The 18,537-nt window shown below is 62.2% G+C and carries 12 protein-coding genes; 3 read left to right on the top strand and 9 right to left on the bottom strand.

Going from position 1 to position 18,537, the window contains the following annotated elements:
• Nucleotides 1-78: 78 nt before the first annotated feature.
• Both FBY03_RS09350 and FBY03_RS09345 read right to left on the bottom strand, forming a co-directional pair.
• A complete protein-coding gene (locus tag FBY03_RS09350; protein WP_147171919.1) occupies nt 79-657 on the bottom strand; it encodes a YceI family protein in 579 nt (192 codons plus the stop codon).
• A 76-nt stretch (nt 658-733) separates the two neighbouring features.
• Nucleotides 734-1,279: a cytochrome b gene (locus FBY03_RS09345; protein WP_147171918.1), complete on the bottom strand. Its 546-nt coding sequence runs from the start codon at nt 1,277-1,279 to the stop codon at nt 734-736.
• 325 nt (nt 1,280-1,604) lie between these two features.
• Between FBY03_RS09345 and FBY03_RS09340 the strand changes: the two genes are divergently transcribed.
• The 3 genes from FBY03_RS09340 to FBY03_RS09330 all read left to right on the top strand — a co-directional run bounded on the left by FBY03_RS09340 (nt 1,605) and on the right by FBY03_RS09330 (nt 5,605).
• Nucleotides 1,605-3,011, top strand: coding sequence for an adenosylmethionine--8-amino-7-oxononanoate transaminase (locus FBY03_RS09340; RefSeq protein WP_147171917.1), 1,407 nt, complete (start codon nt 1,605-1,607; stop codon nt 3,009-3,011).
• A 153-nt stretch (nt 3,012-3,164) separates the two neighbouring features.
• On the top strand, nt 3,165-3,887 hold the full coding sequence (locus FBY03_RS09335) for a 16S rRNA (uracil(1498)-N(3))-methyltransferase (protein ID WP_147171916.1): 723 nt from the start codon (nt 3,165-3,167) through the stop codon (nt 3,885-3,887).
• 224 nt (nt 3,888-4,111) lie between these two features.
• Nucleotides 4,112-5,605, top strand: coding sequence for a sodium:alanine symporter family protein (locus FBY03_RS09330; RefSeq protein ID WP_147171915.1), 1,494 nt, complete (start codon nt 4,112-4,114; stop codon nt 5,603-5,605).
• A gap of 82 nt (nt 5,606-5,687) precedes the next feature.
• Here FBY03_RS09330 and FBY03_RS09325 read toward each other — a convergent pair whose 3' ends face one another.
• From FBY03_RS09325 to pilH, 7 genes are all read right to left on the bottom strand, one after another.
• A complete protein-coding gene (locus FBY03_RS09325; protein WP_147171914.1) occupies nt 5,688-6,158 on the bottom strand; it encodes a chemotaxis protein CheW in 471 nt (156 codons plus the stop codon).
• A gap of 31 nt (nt 6,159-6,189) precedes the next feature.
• The gene (locus FBY03_RS09320) at nt 6,190-7,209 is read right to left on the bottom strand and encodes a chemotaxis protein CheB (RefSeq protein WP_147171913.1); all 1,020 of its coding nucleotides are present in this window, start codon (nt 7,207-7,209) and stop codon (nt 6,190-6,192) included.
• Nucleotides 7,206-14,504 carry an Hpt domain-containing protein gene (locus FBY03_RS09315; RefSeq protein WP_147171912.1) on the bottom strand — a complete coding sequence of 2,433 codons (7,299 nt, stop codon included), beginning with the start codon at nt 14,502-14,504 and terminating at the stop codon, nt 7,206-7,208. Before FBY03_RS09315 ends, FBY03_RS09320 begins: the two co-directional genes overlap by 4 nt.
• Before the next feature lie 21 nt (nt 14,505-14,525).
• The gene (locus FBY03_RS09310) at nt 14,526-15,401 is read right to left on the bottom strand and encodes a CheR family methyltransferase (protein ID WP_371920761.1); all 876 of its coding nucleotides are present in this window, start codon (nt 15,399-15,401) and stop codon (nt 14,526-14,528) included.
• A gap of 50 nt (nt 15,402-15,451) precedes the next feature.
• Entirely contained in the window at nt 15,452-17,500 is a 2,049-nt protein-coding gene (locus FBY03_RS09305) for a methyl-accepting chemotaxis protein (RefSeq protein WP_147171911.1), read from the bottom strand.
• 84 nt (nt 17,501-17,584) lie between these two features.
• Nucleotides 17,585-18,121, bottom strand: coding sequence for a chemotaxis protein CheW (locus tag FBY03_RS09300; protein WP_147171910.1), 537 nt, complete (start codon nt 18,119-18,121; stop codon nt 17,585-17,587).
• Nucleotides 18,122-18,166: 45 nt separating this feature from the next.
• Nucleotides 18,167-18,532, bottom strand: coding sequence for a twitching motility response regulator PilH (gene pilH, locus FBY03_RS09295; protein WP_147171909.1), 366 nt, complete (start codon nt 18,530-18,532; stop codon nt 18,167-18,169).
• Nucleotides 18,533-18,537: the final 5 nt, after the last annotated feature.

Raw genomic sequence — 18,537 nt, 5'->3', positions numbered from 1 at the left:
CCGGACTTCGCCGGGGTTGTCAGCCGCACAGAAAAACGCCGACCTCAGGGTCGGCGTTTTTGTTGCAGACGATTGTGTTTACTGACGCACACCTTCCACCGAAATGATCAGCTCGACGTCCTGAGAGGCCGGACCAAGATCCTTCTGGATATCGAAGTCTTTCAGCTTGAGCGTGGTGTTGCCGCTGAAACCGGCACGGTAGCCGCCCCACGGGTCATCGCCCTGACCGACGAAGGTGGCCGCGATGACCACCGGCTTGGTCACGCCATTGAGGGTCAGGTTACCGGTGATGTCGGCTGTGCCTTCGCCGGTGGATTTCACCGAAGTGGAGGCGAAGGTCGCCGTCGGATGCTTGTCGACGTTGAGGAAGTCACCGCTGCGGATGTGCTTGTCGCGCTCGGCATGGTTGGTGTCGACGCTCTTGGTGTTCAGCGTGACATTGACCTTGCTGGCTTCAGGGTTCTTTTCATCGAAGCTGAAGCTGCCATCGAATTCCTTGAAACTGCCGTACAACCAGCTGTAGCCCAGGTGGCTGATCTTGAAATTGACGAAGGCATGCTGGCCTTCGGTGTCGATGGCGTAGTCGGCGGCCATCGCCGAACCGGCGCCGAGCAGGGCGGTTCCCAGAACCAATGTAGCGAGGGTTTTCTTCAGCATGGGACATTCTCCTTGAGAGGTTGTGCAGTCGGGACGTGGGGGTTTCCACACACAGAGAGACGGGGTTAATCGGCTATCAGCGACCGAGCATGCGCAGCAAGGTGCGGTCTCGATCAATAAAGTGGTGTTTCAGTGCGGCCAGCGCGTGGATACCGGCAAAAATCACCAGAGCCCAGGCCAGATATTCGTGCACCAGACCGGCGACATCTTCCTGATCGGGAATGCTGGTCAGGGTCGCCGGCACCTCGAACAGGCCGAATACGCTGATGCCACGCCCTTCGGCGGTGGAAATCAGGTAACCGGAGAGCATCAGCACGAACAACCCCAGATAGAGGAAGGCGTGGCCAAACTTGCTGCCCAGACGGGTCAGCTGGCCATGGTTTGCCAGGCTGTTCGGCGAGGGGCTGAAGCCACGCCAGAGCATGCGGGCGAGCATGACCAGAAACAGCAGAATGCCGAGGCTTTTGTGCATATCAGGCGCGGTCTTGTACCAGCCACTGTAGTAGTCCAGGCCGACCATCCAGTAGCCCAAACCGAACAAGCCAAAGACCGCCAAGGCCACCAACCAATGCAACAGGATGCTGACCAAACCATAACGGGTGGGGGAGTTGCGCCACTGCATTGCGAGGCTCCGGAAAGAAGGCGCTGTTACCAGTACCCGGTAGTAAACGATGGGCTGCAAGCCTAACAACAAATCTATCGATGAAAGGCGAAAAAATTCGCTATGAAATATCGAGAAATACGATCCCTTTACCGGCCATTTTGCCCCCTCGAACTGGCGGTGCGCGGGGTACGCAGACGTTCAGCCAAATAGCGCCGAGCACCCTCGCCAACCGCCTGAGCCTGGGCCGAGTCATCGGCCCGGTAGATCTCGCGCCACAGGCGTGCCGTACATCGCCAGCGACGCATCTGATAGGCTTGCCGCAGATGATTGGGAGAGCAGTTCGATGAGCCTGAATGACCACTGGATGCAACGCGACCTGAACGTGCTCTGGCACCCCTGCACGCAGATGAAAGACCATGAACGGCTGCCCCTGGTGCCGATCAAGCGTGGCGAGGGCGTGTGGCTGGAGGACTTCGACGGCAAGCGCTACCTGGATGCGGTCAGCTCCTGGTGGGTCAATGTATTCGGCCACGCCAACCCGCGCATCAATCAACGCATCAAGGACCAGGTCGACCAGCTGGAGCACGTGATGCTCGCAGGCTTCAGCCATGCCCCGGTGATCGAGCTGTCCGAACGCCTGGTCAAGCTCAGCCCGCCAGGCCTGGACCGGGTGTTCTACGCGGACAACGGCTCCTCCTGCATCGAAGTCGCGCTGAAGATGAGCTTTCATTACTGGCTCAACGTCGGCCAGCCGGCGAAAAAACGCTTCGTCACCCTGAGCAACAGTTATCACGGCGAAACGGTGGCGGCCATGTCGGTCGGCGATGTCGCCCTGTTCACCGACACCTACAAACCCTTGCTGCTGGACACCCTCAAGGTGCCCAGCCCGGATTGCTACCACCGCCCCGAAGGCATGAGCTGGGAGGCGCACTCGCGCGCCATGTTCGCCCACATGGAACAGTGCCTGGCCGAGCACCACCACGAAGTGGCGGCGGTCATCGTCGAGCCCTTGATCCAGGGCGCAGGCGGCATGCGCATGTACCACCCGGTCTACCTCAGGCTGTTGCGCGAGGCCTGCGACCGTTACGGCGTGCACCTGATCCATGACGAAATCGCCGTCGGCTTCGGCCGTACCGGAACGATGTTCGCCTGCGAGCAGGCCGGTATCCGCCCCGACTTTCTCTGCCTGTCCAAGGCGCTGACCGGCGGCTACCTGCCGCTCGCCGCCTGCCTGACCACCGACCAGATGTATCAGGCCTTCTACGACGACTACTCGACCCTGCGCGCCTTCCTGCACTCGCACAGCTACACCGGCAACCCGCTGGCCTGTGCCGCGGCGCTGGCGACCCTGGACATCTTCGAGCAGGACCACGTCATCGAACGCAACAAAGCCCTGGCCGCGCGCATGGCCAGCGCCACCGCGCACCTGGCCGATCACCCGCATGTCGCCGAGGTGCGCCAGACCGGTATGGCGGTGGCCATCGAAATGGTCCAGGACAAGGCCAGCAAGACCGCCTACCCCTGGCAGGAGCGCAGGGGCCTCAAGGTCTATCAGCATGCACTCCAGCGCGGTGCGCTACTGCGCCCGCTGGGCAGCGTGGTGTACTTCCTGCCGCCCTACGTGATCACCCCGGAGCAGATCGACTTTCTCGCCGAAGTGGCCAGCGAAGGCATCGATATCGCCACCCGCGACTCGGTCAGCGTGGCCGTGGGCAATGCCCTGTACCCGGGCTTTCGCGATCCGGGTTAGCCACAGCGGTGCCACCTAGGGTGGATGACGCTCTTTTCATCCAGCGGAATTTAGCAATGGTGAATGGATGAAGCGCCATCCACCCTACGGATATCGGTGCGCAGAAAGCAGCCTGGCGCTAGAATTTGCGCCTTTGATCCCGGTTCGCCCCTTATGCGCCTATCCCGTTTCTTTATCGACGCCCCTCTCGCCCTCGGCCAACATGAGCTGCCGGAAACCCAGGCCCACTACATAGGTCGTGTGCTGCGGCATGCCGTCGGTGATGCCGTGCAGCTGTTCGACGGCAGCGGCAACGAGTTTCTCGGCGAACTGATCGAGGTTGGCAAGAAGCGCGTACGGGTCGAACTCAGCGAAGCCTTCCCAGGGCTGGCCGAGTCGCCGCTGCAGATCCACCTCGGGCAGGGCCTGTCACGCGGCGAGCGGATGGACTGGGCGATTCAAAAGGCCACGGAACTGGGCGCCAACCAGATCAGCCCGATTGTCAGCGAACGCTGCGAAGTGAGGCTGAAAGACGAGCGCGCCGACAAGCGCATGGCCCACTGGCGTCAAATAGCGATCAGCGCCTGCGAACAGTGTGGCCGCTCGACGATTCCGTTAATCCATGCGCCGATCAGCCTGGACGACTGGCTGCAGCAACTCGACGCCGAACTGAAACTGGTGCTGCACCCGGTCGCCGAGCCGCTGGCCAGCCACGCTCGACCGCAATCATTGGCCTTCCTCATTGGCCCTGAAGGCGGCCTGACCGATGCCGAAGTGGACAAAGCCAAAGCCCAGGGCTTCCACGCCGCCCGCCTCGGCCCACGCGTGCTGCGCACCGAGACCGCGCCAGTGGTGGCCCTGGCGGTCGCCCAGCAGCTCTGGGGCGACTTTTCATAAGTCCTTGTCGCCTGGATGTAACAAGATGTGATTTTTTGGGGTGGCAAGGCCGCCCGCCTCTGGCATCCTCTGCACCCCAATTGCGAGCCGCGGTCCATCCCGCACATTGCACTTGCCGAGACCGGTGCGCACCGCGCCGAACCTCTCTCCAATAATAATTCGCCAGGGTCATGCGCCTTTCCCAAAAGGAGGTCGCCGCACACCCTAGGCCCAAGGAGCACTGTATGAATGAACTGGTTAATTACCTCAACGGCCTCATTTGGAGCCCGGCACTGATTTATCTGTGCCTGGGCGTCGGCCTGTACTTCAGCCTGCGTGGTCGTTTCCTGCAGGTTCGTCACTTCCGTGAAATGGCCCGTCTGATCTTCGCCGGCCGCACCGACAGCAATGGCATCACCTCCTTCCAAGCGCTGACCATGACCCTCGCCGGACGCGTGGGCACCGGCAACATCGCCGGGGTCGCCACCGCCATCACCTTCGGTGGTCCGGGTGCGGTGTTCTGGATGTGGATGGTCGCCTTCCTCGGCGCCAGCTCGGCCTTCGTCGAATCCACCCTCGGCCAGGTCTACAAGGAAGAGGTCCGCGGCCAGCATCGCGGTGGTCCGGCTTTCTACATCGAGAAAGGCCTGGGCATGAAGTGGTATGCAGTGACCTTCGCCATCGTCACCATCTTCGCCTGTGGCCTGCTGCTGCCAGGCGTACAGGCCAACTCCATCGGTTCCGGCTTGCAGAACGCCATGGACATCCACCCCAACACCACTGCAGCGGTGCTGGCAATCATGCTCGGCATGATCATCTTCGGTGGAGTCAAGCGCATCGCCTCCTTCACCGAGGTCGTCGTGCCTTTCATGGCGCTGGGCTACATCATCGTCGCCTGCGTCATCGTCATGTTGCACATCGAGCAACTGCCTGACGTGATCGCCCTGATCTTCAAGAGCGCCTTCGGCCTGCAAGCCGGGTTCGGCGCCATCCTCGGCCAGGCCATCATGTGGGGCGTCAAACGCGGCGTGTATTCCAACGAAGCCGGCCAGGGTACCGGCCCGCACGCCTCCAGCGCCGCAGCCGTCAGCCACCCGGCCAAACAGGGTCTGGTACAGGGCTTCTCGGTCTACATCGACACCCTGTTCGTCTGCTCCGCCACCGCCTTCATGCTGCTGGTCACCGGTCAGTACAACGTGCAGGGCGCCGACGGTGAAGCGCTGTTCACCGGCATTGCCGGCGTCGCCGCCGGTCCGGGCTATGTGCAGAACGCGATGGAGAACATCATGCCGGGCTTCGGCTCCTACTTCGTCGCTATCGCCCTGTTCTTCTTCGCCTTCACCACTATCCTCGCCTATTACTACATTGCCGAAACCAACATCGCCTACCTCACCCGCAAGGTCGATCGTCCTTGGCTGGCCCCGCTGCTGAAGTTCGGCATCATCGCGGCGACCGTCTACGGCACCGTGAAGACCGCCGACCTGGCCTGGGGCCTGGGCGACCTGGGCGTGGGCCTGATGGCCTGGCTCAACATCGGCGCCATCCTGCTGATGCACAAGGTGGCCTACACCTGCCTGAAGGACTACGAGGCGCAGAAGAAGCTGGGCCTGGACCCGGTCTTCGATCCGGAGAAGCTCGGCATCAAGAATGCGGACTTCTGGACCAACCCGAAACCCGCTGCGACACCCGAGCCGATCGAACAGCCGGTTCCCGGCGCACAGCCAGAAAGCGCTCGCTAAAGCGCTGAACTAAAAAGCCCCGCCTGCCGGACGGCCCCAATCAGGGCCGCTCGACAGGCGGGGCTTTTTTATCTGGCGCCGCTCAGATCAATCCGGCATCCGCCAGCATCTGCTCCAAACCGATCAGATCGGGAATCTTCAGTACATCCTCGCCGATGCTCACGGCATCCAGCTCCAGCGGTGCGAGCGGCGCATCGGCGCGTACCAGCTCGGCGCCCACTTTTAGCGAACGCGGGATGCCCTGCACCAACAGGGCGATGAACTTGACCTTAGGCCGCCCCCCGATTGCGTTGATCACCGCCACCCGCGCACCTGAACCGACCTGCGCTTGAGCACCGGAGGCGGCCTCGAACGACAACAGCGGCAGACGCAAGTCACGCCATGCAACCTGGCCAAGAAACCAGTCCGGCATGCCTTCAGTAACTTGCGGCGTGCGGTAGGGAATCAGCTCGGCAACCGCTACGTTGGGCAGCAACAGGGTGCGGTCGGCCAACGGCACCAGCAGGCCGGTGAGGCTGCTGACAGTGTTTGGAGCGGCTACAGCTTGGCTCATAAGAAGGTCCTATACCGGGCGGCGCCGGAAATTAACTGCACTGCTCGGCCAGGTGATTGACCAGGGCTTCGGCCAGTTCCCGCGGGTCGGCGCTGAAACTGCTGTAGCCGCCCTCACGCAGACTGTCCGGCATACTCGAGGAGACACAGCTGTCGGCACGCTGGGTCCAGATTGCGCCACCTTGGCGGCGTACATACGCGGCCGCGGCGCTGCCATCACTGCCCATCCCGCTGAAGGCGATGACGCCGCACAGTCCGGAAAAGCACTGGGCCAGGTTGAGCATCATCTGATCGATAGACGGGCTGTAGGGCTCGGGCCAGCCGCGCGCAGCAAGCTGCATGCAGCCGTCATCGCTAAAGCCCAGTTCGTGATTGATCGGCGCCACCACCACCTCGCCGCAGCGCACCAGATCGCCGTGCCGCGCCGGGTTGACGTGCCACTGACTGTGGCGGCCGACAGCTTGTGGCAATGCTGCCTCGAAACTGGCGTCGATATGCTGGGCGTAGATAAAGCCGATCGGCAAACCACCCGGCAGGGCATCGAGAAAGGCTTTGACCGCGGCCGGGCCGCCGAGTGAAGCCGCCAAGAGCCAGACCTGTCGCGCCGGCTCGCCCGCCACCAATGGCGTAGCCGCCAGTACCGCCGGCAACTCCAGACGCGTCGGGCGCTGCGCCTCGGCAAGCAAGGCCTGCAGACTAGGACCAATCGCTTGCGAGGGATCGCCGACCAATTTTTTCAGCTTGCCGAACAACCGTCGTTCCCAACGTGGGTAGTTCTCCGAATGCCGCTCCGGCGCATGTCCCTCGCCAAACAGCACCGGCGCAGAGGTGCGCTCCAGCAGGCTGTCGACCAGCGGTGAGTCTTCCGATTGCGCCAGATCGACCAACCACAGGTCGGCCTCGCAGGCACTCAGGGCCTCTTCATCCAGTCGTGCGGGGTCGCTATTGAGCACCACCTGGTAACCACTGCCGGCCAACGCCTGTTGCAGCACATGGCGCTGCAAGGAGGTGTCGGCAATTATCGCAATCCGTGCCGCGTTTTTTTCACTCATGTGCGTTTGACCGGGTGGCGATCCACCAGTTGCCCAATGGTGTCGAGCAATAGCGACTCCTGATAGGGTTTGCCAAGGTATTCGTTGACCCCGATGGCCATTGCCCGCTCGTAGTGTTTATCACCGGTGCGCGAGGTGATCATGATGATCGGCAAGTCCTTCAGGCGCTCGTCGTGACGCACCAGGGTCGCCACTTCGAAACCATCCATCCGCGGCATCTCGATGTCCAGCAACATGATGTCGGGCTTGTGCTCCTGCAACTGGGCGATGGCGTCCACCCCATCCTTGGCCGTCAGCACGTTCATCCCGTTGCGTTCCAGCAGGCGGCTGGTGACCTTACGCACGGTAACCGAATCGTCCACCACCATGACCAGTGTCGGGCGATCCGCCTCGATTTCGGCGTCGGTCGCCGCTTTGCTGGCCAGGCGCGGTTGTAGCTGGCTCTGCAAGTGGGCGTGCAATACCCGGATAGTCGCCAGCAGGTCGAGAATCACCACCACCCGGCCATCGCCGAGGATAGTCGCGCCGGAGATACCGTGCACGCCAGCGAACTGCGGCCCCAGCGCCTTCACCACGATTTCGCGCGAGCCGGCCAATGAGTCGACCTGCACCGCCACGGCGTGTTCACTCGAACGCACCAAGACAACCGGCAATGGCAGGCTCTGGCCGATCAACTTGGGTTGCTGGCCGTTGTTCAGCAAGTCGCCCAGGTAACGCAGCTCATAGGCTTGACCGGCATACTCGAAGCGCGGCGCATCCGGCGCGTAGTAAGCCTCCAGCTCGTAGGGGGAAACCCGCACGATGCCTTCGATGGTATTCAGCGGAATGGCGTACAGGTCCTCGCCGGACAGCACCATCAACGCACGGTTGATCGACACGGTGAACGGCAGGCGGATCATGAAGCTGGTACCGGCACCCGGGATCGAGTCGATGCTCATCGAGCCGCCGAGCTGCTTGACCTCGGAATGCACCACGTCCATACCGACGCCGCGCCCGGAAATCTGCGTGACCTGCTCGGCCGTCGAGAAGCCGGCTTCGAGAATGAACTGCAGGATCTCGTGGTCGGTCAGGTCCGATTCCTGGTCCATCAAGCCACGCTCGATGGCTTTACGGCGCACCGCATCCAGCTTGATACCGCCGCCATCGTCAGCCAGCGTCAGGACGATATCGCCACCCTCACGCCCCAGACTCAGGCGGATCGTGCCGTGCTCAGGCTTACCGGCCGCGCGCCGGGCCTCAGCCGACTCGATGCCGTGGTCGACCGCATTGCGCAGCATGTGCTCCAGCGGTGCGACGATACGCTCGAGCACGGCTCGGTCCATCTCGCCTTCGGCGTTGCCAATGACGAACTCCACCTGTTTGCCCAGCTCGCCAGCCACCTGCCGGACGATGCGCCGCAAGCGCGGCAGCAGGCGGTCGAAGGGCACCATGCGGGTGCGCATCAGGCCTTCCTGCAGCTCGGTATTGACCCGCGCCTGTTGCAACAGCAGGGTTTCCGCGTCGCGGTTGCGCGCGGCCAGGGTCTCTTTCAAATCGAGCAAGTCGGAGGCCGACTCGAACAGCGCCCGCGACAACTGCTGCAGCTGCGAGTGCCGGTCCATTTCCAACGGGTCGAAGTCTTCGTAACCGGAACGCTCGGCCTCGGCCTGATAGCGGCTGAGAATCTGCGCCTGGGTTTCGGTATCCAGACGACGCAGCTGATCGCGCACACGATCGATGGTCGATTCCATCTCGCTCAGGGTGAAACCGAAGTCGCTGACCTGCTGCTCGACCCGCCCGCGGAAGATCGAGGTCTCACCGGCCAGGTTGACCAAGCCCTCGAGCAGCTCCGCCGGTACCTTGACCAGTTCCTGTGGCGCTCGGCGAGCGGCGGCGTCCTGAGCGGCCTCCTGGGCGCGGCGGACGAACGGCAGCACCTTCTCCACCAGCACTTCGGCCGGCATGGCGCTGGCCGCAACAATCGGCGCCATCAGTCCCGTCGAAGGAATCACGGCAGGCTCGACGGCAACCGCGCTGTTAGGCTGGCTTGCCGCATCCGCGAGCTGGCTGTCATGCAGACGCTGGCGTAGTTGATCGAGTTCCTTTTGCAGCCCTTCGAATCCAGACTGTACGTCGAGGACCAGGCTTTCCGGCCAAGGTGCGCCGTTGGACTGGGCCTCGGTCAGATGTTGCTCCAGGTCATGGGTCAGGTCGCCCAGGCGTCTCTGCCCGGCCAAGCGCGCCCCGCCCTTGAGGGTGTGCAGGATGCGCAGCATGTCATCGACCGCAGCACTCTCGCCACGATTAGCCTCCCAGCGGCCGCTGGCAACTTCCATGGCCTCCAGCAGGTCATCGGCCTCTTCCAGGAAGATATCGAGAATGTCCGGCTCGGCATCGCCATCGTTGTGTTCTTCGGCGGCGGCCTTGAGCTGAACCGCGGAGGGCATGCTCAGCTGCTCGTCCGGACTGGCGCGGAATCGCTTGATCGTCGCAATCAGCGCGTCGCCACTCGGGATGCCGCGTTTATCACGCACCGCCTCCAGCATCTCTGCCAGGCGATCGTGACAGGCCTGCAGCAAGCCGAACAGATCTGTACCGGCCCTTAGCCGCCCGCCACTGAGGCCCTCATAGAGAAACTCCAGTTCATGGGCGAGATCACCGATCTCGCTGACTTCCGCCATCCGCGCGCCACCCTTGAGGGTGTGCAGGTCGCGCAGCAGGGCTTCCAGTTCGAGGCTGTTGTCGGTGTCATCCATCCAGCGCTGCAGAGCGGCGCCGGAGCTGTCGATAATTTCGAAGCCTTCTTCGAGGAAGATTTCGACCAATTCGGGGTCGCGCTCATCCTCTAGCGCTGGCTCGGCCGCTTGCTCATCGGCCAATTCCAGCGCCGCGGGCTGTAGCTCGGTGTCGTCGGCCGCCATGCTCAGGTCGAGCGGCTCGAAGTCTGCCTCAGGCTCGGCCTCGAGGGGCGCTGCTGCAGCGTCCTCCGCCTGGCTCAGCTCAGCTTCGGTTTCGGTTTCGGTTTCGGCTTCGGCTTCGGCTTCGGCTTCGGCTTCGGCTTCCAATTCAGCCTCAGGCAGGGCCGCCGGGCTCGACAAGCCTTGCCTGCCGGCCTGGCGGAAGTTGCGTATGGCCTCGATCAGCGCCAATGGCTGCGGCAGTTCAACCCGTTTTTGCAACAGTTCGAGCAGCTGGGTCAGCCGGTCATGGCTTTGCTGCAGCAGTTCGGCGAGCTCGGGACAATGGCTATAACGCCGATCCAGCAAGCCTTCGTACAGTGCCTCAAGCTCATGGGCGAGGTCGCCAATCGGGCGGATCTCGGCCATCCGCGCGCCACCCTTGAGGGTGTGCAGGTCGCGCTGCAGGGACGACAGCGCCGCCCTGTTGTCCGGCTCGGCAAACCAACGCGCCAGCGCCTGGCCCGCGCTCTCCAATATATCCACCGCCTCTTCGAGGAAGATTGTCACCATTTCCTCGTCTAGCGCTGGATGAACCGCGGACGCGGGCATCGCTCCGTCATCCAGCGAGGGGGTGTTAACGCCAGGGTTCGGAAGCAAGTCATCGACCAGTTCGTCGACCTCCTGGTCGACGTGCGTGGCAACCTCGCCCTCGCCGTCCGATTCCCACAGCGTCCGTTCCAGCGCAGCCGTCGCAGCGTCCAGCTCGACAATCTGCAGACCCGTATCGCCGCTGGTGGACAGCAGCGCCAGCGCGCTCGGATCCAAGGCCTCGTCCAGCAAGCTGCGCAGTGCGTCGACACACGCCGGCTGGGCACTGACCTGCAGACCGGCCGCGACCTGATCCATCATGCTGATCAGCGCCTCATGGGCCAGTTCGGCTTCGCTGAAGAAACGCTCACTGACCGCCAGACGGCCCTCCTCAACGGCGCCATAGAGGTCGAGCAAGGCTTCGCAAAGCTCGTCGATCTGCGGCAATTCGGCCATTTCCGCACCGCGCCCCAGAGTGGTCAGCTCCTCCAGCAAGGCGCTGAGCTCCTGACGCTCCGACGGATGCTCACGCCAACGGCGCAGCAACTCTTCGGCATCCAGCAGAATGTCCATACCTTCGGCGAGGAAGATACCGATCAGTTGCGGGTCGCGGTTCTCGCCTTGTTCGTTCTGGCGGTTGCTCAGCGCGGTATCCAGGCGCTCCTGATGCAATTTCTGCGCACGCTCGAGGAATTCCGGCGCTCCCGACAGCGGCGCCAAGGGTTGCTCGTCCAGCTGTTCCAGGCCACTGCGAAACAACAGCTCAGCGCTGCTCAATAGTTCTGCTTCGGCCAGATCCATCGGAATCAGGTTGGCCTTGAATTCTTTGACCAGCTTCTCCAGCGGCGCAGCGATCTCGGCCACCGGCAGAATACCGGCCATGTAGGCGCTGCCCTTGAGCGTATGCAAGGCGCGCTGCAGGTTGTCAGTCACCGGCTGCGGCAGTTCCTGGGCGCAATCGGCGAGAAACCCCACCAGGGTGTCGAGATGAGACTCCGCCTCGTTGCGAAAAATTTCCAGCAGTTGCGGATCCAACGCTTCTACGCCATCCTCCTCCAGCACTGCGGCAGCCTCTAGCTCAACCACAAGCTCTTCTGGTTCGTCTAGCTGAGTAGCCGGAACGCCGTGCTGAGGAAGACTCTGACCTTTGGCCAGGGCATGGGCAGTGGCGGCAAGTAAGTCGACATCATCCCGCTGGCGCTGGGCTTTCGAGGCGAACTCATCGACCAACGCCGGCATCAGCGCCACCACGTCGGCAATGACCTGCTGAACCTCGTCCCCCGGCTGAATGCTGCGATCCAGCACCCGGTTGAGCAGATTCTCGATCGACCAGGCCAACTCGCCGATGACCAACGCCCGCACCATGCGACCACTGCCTTTGAGCGTGTGGAAGGCGCGACGAATTTCGCTCAGGGCGTCTTTGTCGTCGGTATTCGCACGCCATTGCGGTAAGTACACGGCAATGGTTTCCAGCACTTCGCCGGCTTCTTCAATAAAGACTTCCAGCAGCTCGTCGTCGATCGGCTCTTCATCGGCTGGCGGCGGTAGCAAACTCGGTGGAATGTCCTGTGCCGGCGGATTGATGGCCTGCAGCGGCGCGGCCATCACATCGGCCATCGACAGCGGTTGTTCAGTCTGCGGCTGCTCATCCACGACCGGCGGGGCACTCGGCAACTCGACCTCGGGCAACTGCATCGCCGCCAACTCGGCTTCGTCCCAATGCGCTGGGCTGTCCAGTGCGTCGAGGCTGAGCTCTTCCAACTGCAGATCGGCGCCAGGCAGCGTGGCCGGCGGTTCGTCATCCAACCCCGGGGCCGCTAGCATGTCGCTGGCTGACGGCTCGACATCGAAATCGATCAACTCAAGTCCAGCGTCTAACGGCTTCAGGCTCAAGCCGTAGTCGCTACCGGCTGGCACCTCATCATCGGCGGCCAATGCGTCGAGCTCAGTATCGGCGGCATTCGGTTGCTCCAGCGGTTCCGCAGCGAGCGACTCCGAATACTCCGCAACTGGAGCGTCAACCGCCTCAAGCGCTAAGACCTCGGCCGGGTCATCGGACAGAACGTCGATATCGTGCAGCGGGTCGGCGAGCGGCGCCGCTGTGTCTGCCTGCGGCTCGACGCGATCGAGAATAGAAGGCTTCTCTTTCAGCGGGTAGCCCAAAGTTTCCAGACTTTCCTCGGCCACATCGAGAATCAGGTCGCCCTGGTTCGAGTTGTCTTCGGCCAATCGTTCCAGGTAATACTCGACGCTGGTAATGGCGTCCGCCAAGGTGTCGAGGCTTTGCCAGTTCGGCACTGCCTTGCGCGCCAACAACTGCTCCACGATGTAGCGGTTGCAGGCATTCAGCAACGCGGCTGCGCGCGCCAACGGAATCATCGCCAAACCGCCGCGCACCTGAGTCAGTAACTCGGGGACCCGCGCCAGATGTTCGTGATTCCACTGCGAGGCAATGAACTCGATGATCGCGTCTTTGGCCTGTTCCAGGCCGCTGCGTGCTTCCTTGATCACCAGTTGGTGGATCTGCGCCACATCGGTGGTCGGCAGGTGGCTCTCTTCACGGCCACCCTCTTCCGCCGGACCGGCCATACCCGCCAGGGTTGCCTCGACGTACAGCAACGCACCCGCCACATCCATCAGCACCGCGTCACTCGGCTCTCGCTGGCCGCTGGCCAGGCCGTGGACCACGTCGATCTGATCGACGATGACTTTGCGTGGCTGGCCGAAACCGAGCACCGCCAGGGTATCGGCGATTTGCTTGAGCGGCGCCAGCAAGGTATCCAGCTCTGCCACCTGGTTGCGGTCGCTGCGCACGAACAGGTCGAGGCTGTCCTTGACCCGCACCAACTCTTCGCACAAAGCGCCGACCACCGAACGCATGGCATCGCGATCGGGGCCGGCCAGGCGGGCACGCTCCTCGTCCACCACGTCGTTAGCCGGCAGCGCATCGTCGAGACGGTAGCGTTCTTTCAGCGCATCAATACGCGGCGACTGGGCAGGTGCCTTGGCTATGTAGAACAACAGATTCTTGATCAGCTCGTCGGGTGCTGACTGATTGATGCCGTCGACGCCCTGTTCCTGCAGGCGTTTCAGTTGTTTATCCACCTGGCTCAGCAGGCTCCGCACCGAGGAACTGTTGGCAACGCCGCCAGTAGCCAGGCCTTCGACCAGGCCCGAGGCGATCTGCCACAGCGCGCCGAGTGGCGCATCCTTGCAGAGGACTTCGAGACGGGCGAAAACCCGCGCCATATAGCCCAGGTTGGTCGGCATATCCTGGTTACGGATGACACCGACCAAGGCCATCTGCAGCATCTGCCGCAGCTTGCGCAGCAGTACCGGCAGCTCTACCGTACGCAGCTCGGCCAAGGATTCGAGCGAAAGCGATGGCAGGCGCTCAGACATATCCGGAGCGAACAGGCTGGTTTCCGAGAGCAGTTTCTCGCCACGGGCAGCCCGCAGGTCGTTAAGCAGTGGCAGGACGACCATGGGCAGGTCGCGACGCGCCGTCTGGATGCGGTCGAGATAGACCGGCAGTTGCAGGATCGCCTGCATCAGCACTTCCAGGGCTTCGTTGAGGTTGGCCACACGGCCTTCCATCAGCGCCTGCGCCAATTGCTCCATCTCTTCGGCGAGCAACGCAGCGCCGTAGAACTCCACCATCTGCAGAGTGCCATGGACCTGGTGCACATAGGTCAGGCAGAAGCGCATGCGCGTCGGATCCTGTGGATTCTCGACGAATCCCTCCAGGGCTTGACGCGCCTGTTTCAGGGTTTCCGCAATTTCGCCCTTGACCCACTCCAGGGCGACATAATCGTGTCGATCCCCCATAGCCACTCCACTCATAAAGCCCTATCCCTTGCGGGTAAACGCCAGCACTTGCGTGTCGGCCACCGGGATCATCTCCGGATGCTGCCAACCGACCACTTCACCTACCCCCACCACCAGCAGACCACCCGGCGCCAGGCATTCAGCCAGGCGGTTGAGGATCTCACGGCGACGCCAGCGGCGAAAATAGATCAACAAGTTCTGACAAAAAATGACGTCCATACCGGACATTGGCGCCTTGGCCAGTTCCAGTACATTGAGCTTGGCGCAACACACCCGCGCTGCCAGCCTCGGCACTACCTTGAAGCGTCCATCGGACTCGGCCGCGAAATAGCGCTGACACAAGTCCGCATCCAGTTGTTCCAGTTTGCGCGCGGCATACTGAGCCTCGCGCGCCTTGCTCAGCGCGCTGAGGCTGATATCGGTGCCGGTCACGCCGAAGTAGTCGGGCTGCGGCGTATCACGCAGCGCCTCGGCCGCGCTGATCGCCAACGAATACGGTTCCTCACCGCTGGAGCAACCCACGCTCCATAATTCCAAAGGCCGCTCCAGTCCTTGCTCCAGTCGTTCACGCAGGTAGCGTTCGAGCGCCTCGAAAGACGCTCGATGGCGAAAGAAACGGGTTTCCTGCACGGTCAAGCGATCCAGCAATGTCGACCATTCCACCGCACCCCGAGGCCCATCCATGATCTGCCGGTGGTAGGCGGCGTAATCAGCCACCCCCAGCTCGCGCATCCGCGCAGCCAGGTTGGTTTGCAGAAACGTCCGGCGCTGCTCGTTGATCACCAGGCCGGTGCGCTCTTCGAGCAACGCTTGCCAGGTGCGGAACTCCGTAGCGGACATTTCCATCACCGGTTGCAAGGCCCAGACGCCTGACTGCATGTCGTGCCCCTCGCTCATCGGCGCATGCCTCGGGCGGCGCCCCTTTCAGGTCGCCGCTCCGCGCTCGCTTAAGCCTGCTCTCCAGCTTCCGGCAAGGTAAAGCCGGAGACCGACTTACGCATTTCACTGGCCATCTTGGCCAGGTTACCAATGCTCTTGGCGGTGGCCGTAGTACCGGACGAGGTCTGCGAGGTGATCTCCTGGATCACGTTCATGGTGTTGGAGATATGCCCCGCCGAAGAGGCCTGCTGCCGCGCCGCGTTGGAGATGTTCTGAATCAAGGCCGCCAGGGTCTTGGATACCTTCTCGATCTCTTCCAGGGCGACCCCGGCATCCTGCGCCAGGTGAGCACCGCGGACCACTTCGGAGGTGGTCTGTTCCATCGAGATAACCGCTTCGTTGGTGTCGGTCTGAATGGTCTTGACCAGTGCCCCGATTTGCTTGGTAGCGGCCGACGAACGTTCCGCCAGGCGCTGTACTTCGTCCGCTACCACGGCGAAGCCGCGACCCGCATCACCGGCCATGGAGGCCTGGATCGCGGCGTTGAGGGCGAGGATGTTGGTCTGGTCGGCAATGTCGTTGATCAGGCTTACGATGTCACCGATCTCCTGGGACGACTCGCCGAGACGCTTGATCCGCTTCGAGGTGTCCTGGATCTGCTCACGGATGCTATCCATGCCGGTGATGGTGTTGTGTACGACTTCGTTACCCTTGTTGGCGATGGCTACCGAGCGCTCCGCTACCGCGGAGGACTCCGAGGCGTTCGCCGATACCTGGTCGATCGACACGGCCATCTCGTTGATCGCAGCCGATGCCCCGGCAATTTCTTGAGCCTGGTGCTCCGAGGCTTCCGCCAGGTGCATCGCCGTGGCCTGGGTTTCCTGGGCGGCGCCGGCGACCTGAACGGCGGTCAGGTTGATCGTCGCAACCAGGTCGCGCAGCTGGTCGATGGAGTAGTTGATGGAGTCGGCGATGGCCCCGGTGAAGTCTTCGGTTACCGTCGCCGCTACGGTCAAGTCACCGTCGGCGAGGTCGGCGATTTCGTCGAGCAGGCGCAGAATCGCCGCCTGGTTACGTTCGTTCTTCTCGGCGGTTTCCGCCAGACGACGGCTGGTTTCACGCACCATGACGATGCCGATCAGAATAATCGAAGCCAGTGCCAGGAGACCCAGCAAGTAACCAATGACGGTGTTCAGGGCGCGGCCGGTGGCCAGATTGTCGAAGCCGACGGCCAGATCCGAAGCCTTATCCAGCAGAGTCTGCGACACGCTGAAGATGACGTTCGCCGATTCCCGAACCTGGAACAACTCGGGCGAAGTCTCGAGAATTTCGTCTACCGAACCGGATACGAATTCGAACAGCTCGGAAATTTCTGCCAGACGCTCGAGAGCTTCCCCGTCGGTCACCTTGGCGATCTCCATCGCCGCATTGCCTTCAAGCATGGCGTTGAGCACCCGACCGAACAGGCTGGCGTCGCGACCGAACATGTCGGCGGCCTGCACCGAGTCTTCGTCACCGGCCAGTACCTTGTTCACCGAGCCGAGGATACGTTCGGCGAGCAGCGACTGGCGCTGGGCCACCGAGACCTGGGCCGCTGGCGCCCCGCTCTCGAGCAGGATGTCGACCACCTCCTCGTACTCGACCTGCAGCTGCGGAATGGTTTCCGCGAGCGTCGCGGCCACCTGGTGCAGGGAGAGAACGGTCTGTTCGCTGGCCAGAATGGCGTCGGTGTTCTGCCGCAAACTGTCCCAGTCCTGCTGTACCGCAGCCATTTCTGCCTGCACGGCCTCCGGAGCTGACGGCACGCCGCTGGCCTCGTTACCATCGGTCAGATAGCCCCAACGAGTCTGGAAATCGTTACGCGCCTCGCGCAACAGACCAAACGCCGCCGGAGTACCAGCCGCCGCCTCGGTGGCGTTCTTGGCGATACGCTGGGACAGAACACGCAGCTCACCGGAGTGACTGACGTATTCCGTATCGTAGTTGGATTGGGTGTTGATATAGGCGAAGTTGGCGAACAACAACACGATGGAAACGATCAGGACGATGAACAGTCCTGCGATCAGCGTGCTGCTACGCGTACCCGCGAATAAATTGCCTGCGTTTAGTTTTTTCATTATCTGGCCCCCGCCTGGACCGACCGCACTACGGTTTCCATGTAACGCCAAAAGGCCGGCAATGCCGACCCCACCGAAAAGCTCTTAATACGCCACGTCGAGAAAGCGCTGATGCTGGGCCAGCGCATGTGGACTGAACACCAACCAGGCTTGCTCACGTTGAAATACTCCGTGGATAAACGGCTGAATGGACGCCTCGAGCAACGGCAGCTGCTCGGAAAAGGTATCCACTGGGAAATGTTGCATACCGAATACTTCATCGACCGTCAGGCCGGCAAAGACATCCCGATGGTCGACCACCAACACCCGCCGCTGTTTACGCAACGGCGACAGTTCTGCACCGAAAAAACCGCACAGGTCCATCACCGGCAGCAAACGACCGCGCACGTTGGCGACACCCTTGACCCAGCCTTTTACGCCAGGCAACAAGGTGTAGCGCGGTTCGTGCAACACTTCACCAACCTCACCCATCGGTGCAACGAACAGCCGTTCGCCCATGCGAAAGCCGATCCCGCTCCAGGTTTGCAGGGTTGCCTGCTGCGACGGCAAGCCAGCCGCCAGCGCTCGACAACGCTGGTCGATATCGAGGAGGGTTTGAAACGGTGTTTGCGCGTCCGACATGCCAACCGTGGCCTTCTTGTTATTTAATTGCGGACCGGCCTGGCATCAGCCGACCAATACCGCATTAAGGGTTTTCAGCAACGTGGCTTCGTCGATCGGCTTGGTCAGGTAGTCTTTAGCGCCTTGGCGCTTGCCCCAGACCTTGTCGGTTTCCTGGTCCTTGGTGGTGACAATGATCACCGGAATATGGCTGGTCTCGGCATCCTTGGTCAGCTGACGAGTCGCCTGAAAACCGTTGAGGCCGGGCATGACGATATCCATCAGCACCGCATCGGGTTTTTCCTGACGCGCCAGGGCGACGCCGTCCGCACCGTTTTCCGCCTTAAGCACCTGATGGCCATGCTTTTCCAACATGGCGGTCAGCTTGTACATCTCGGTCGGCGAGTCATCAACAATCAGAATTCGAGCCATGGTGT

The sequence above is a fragment of the Pseudomonas sp. SJZ079 genome, assembly GCF_007993865.1.
GTDB lineage: Bacteria > Pseudomonadota > Gammaproteobacteria > Pseudomonadales > Pseudomonadaceae > Aquipseudomonas.
This window is presented reverse-complemented; position numbering and strand designations above follow the sequence as displayed.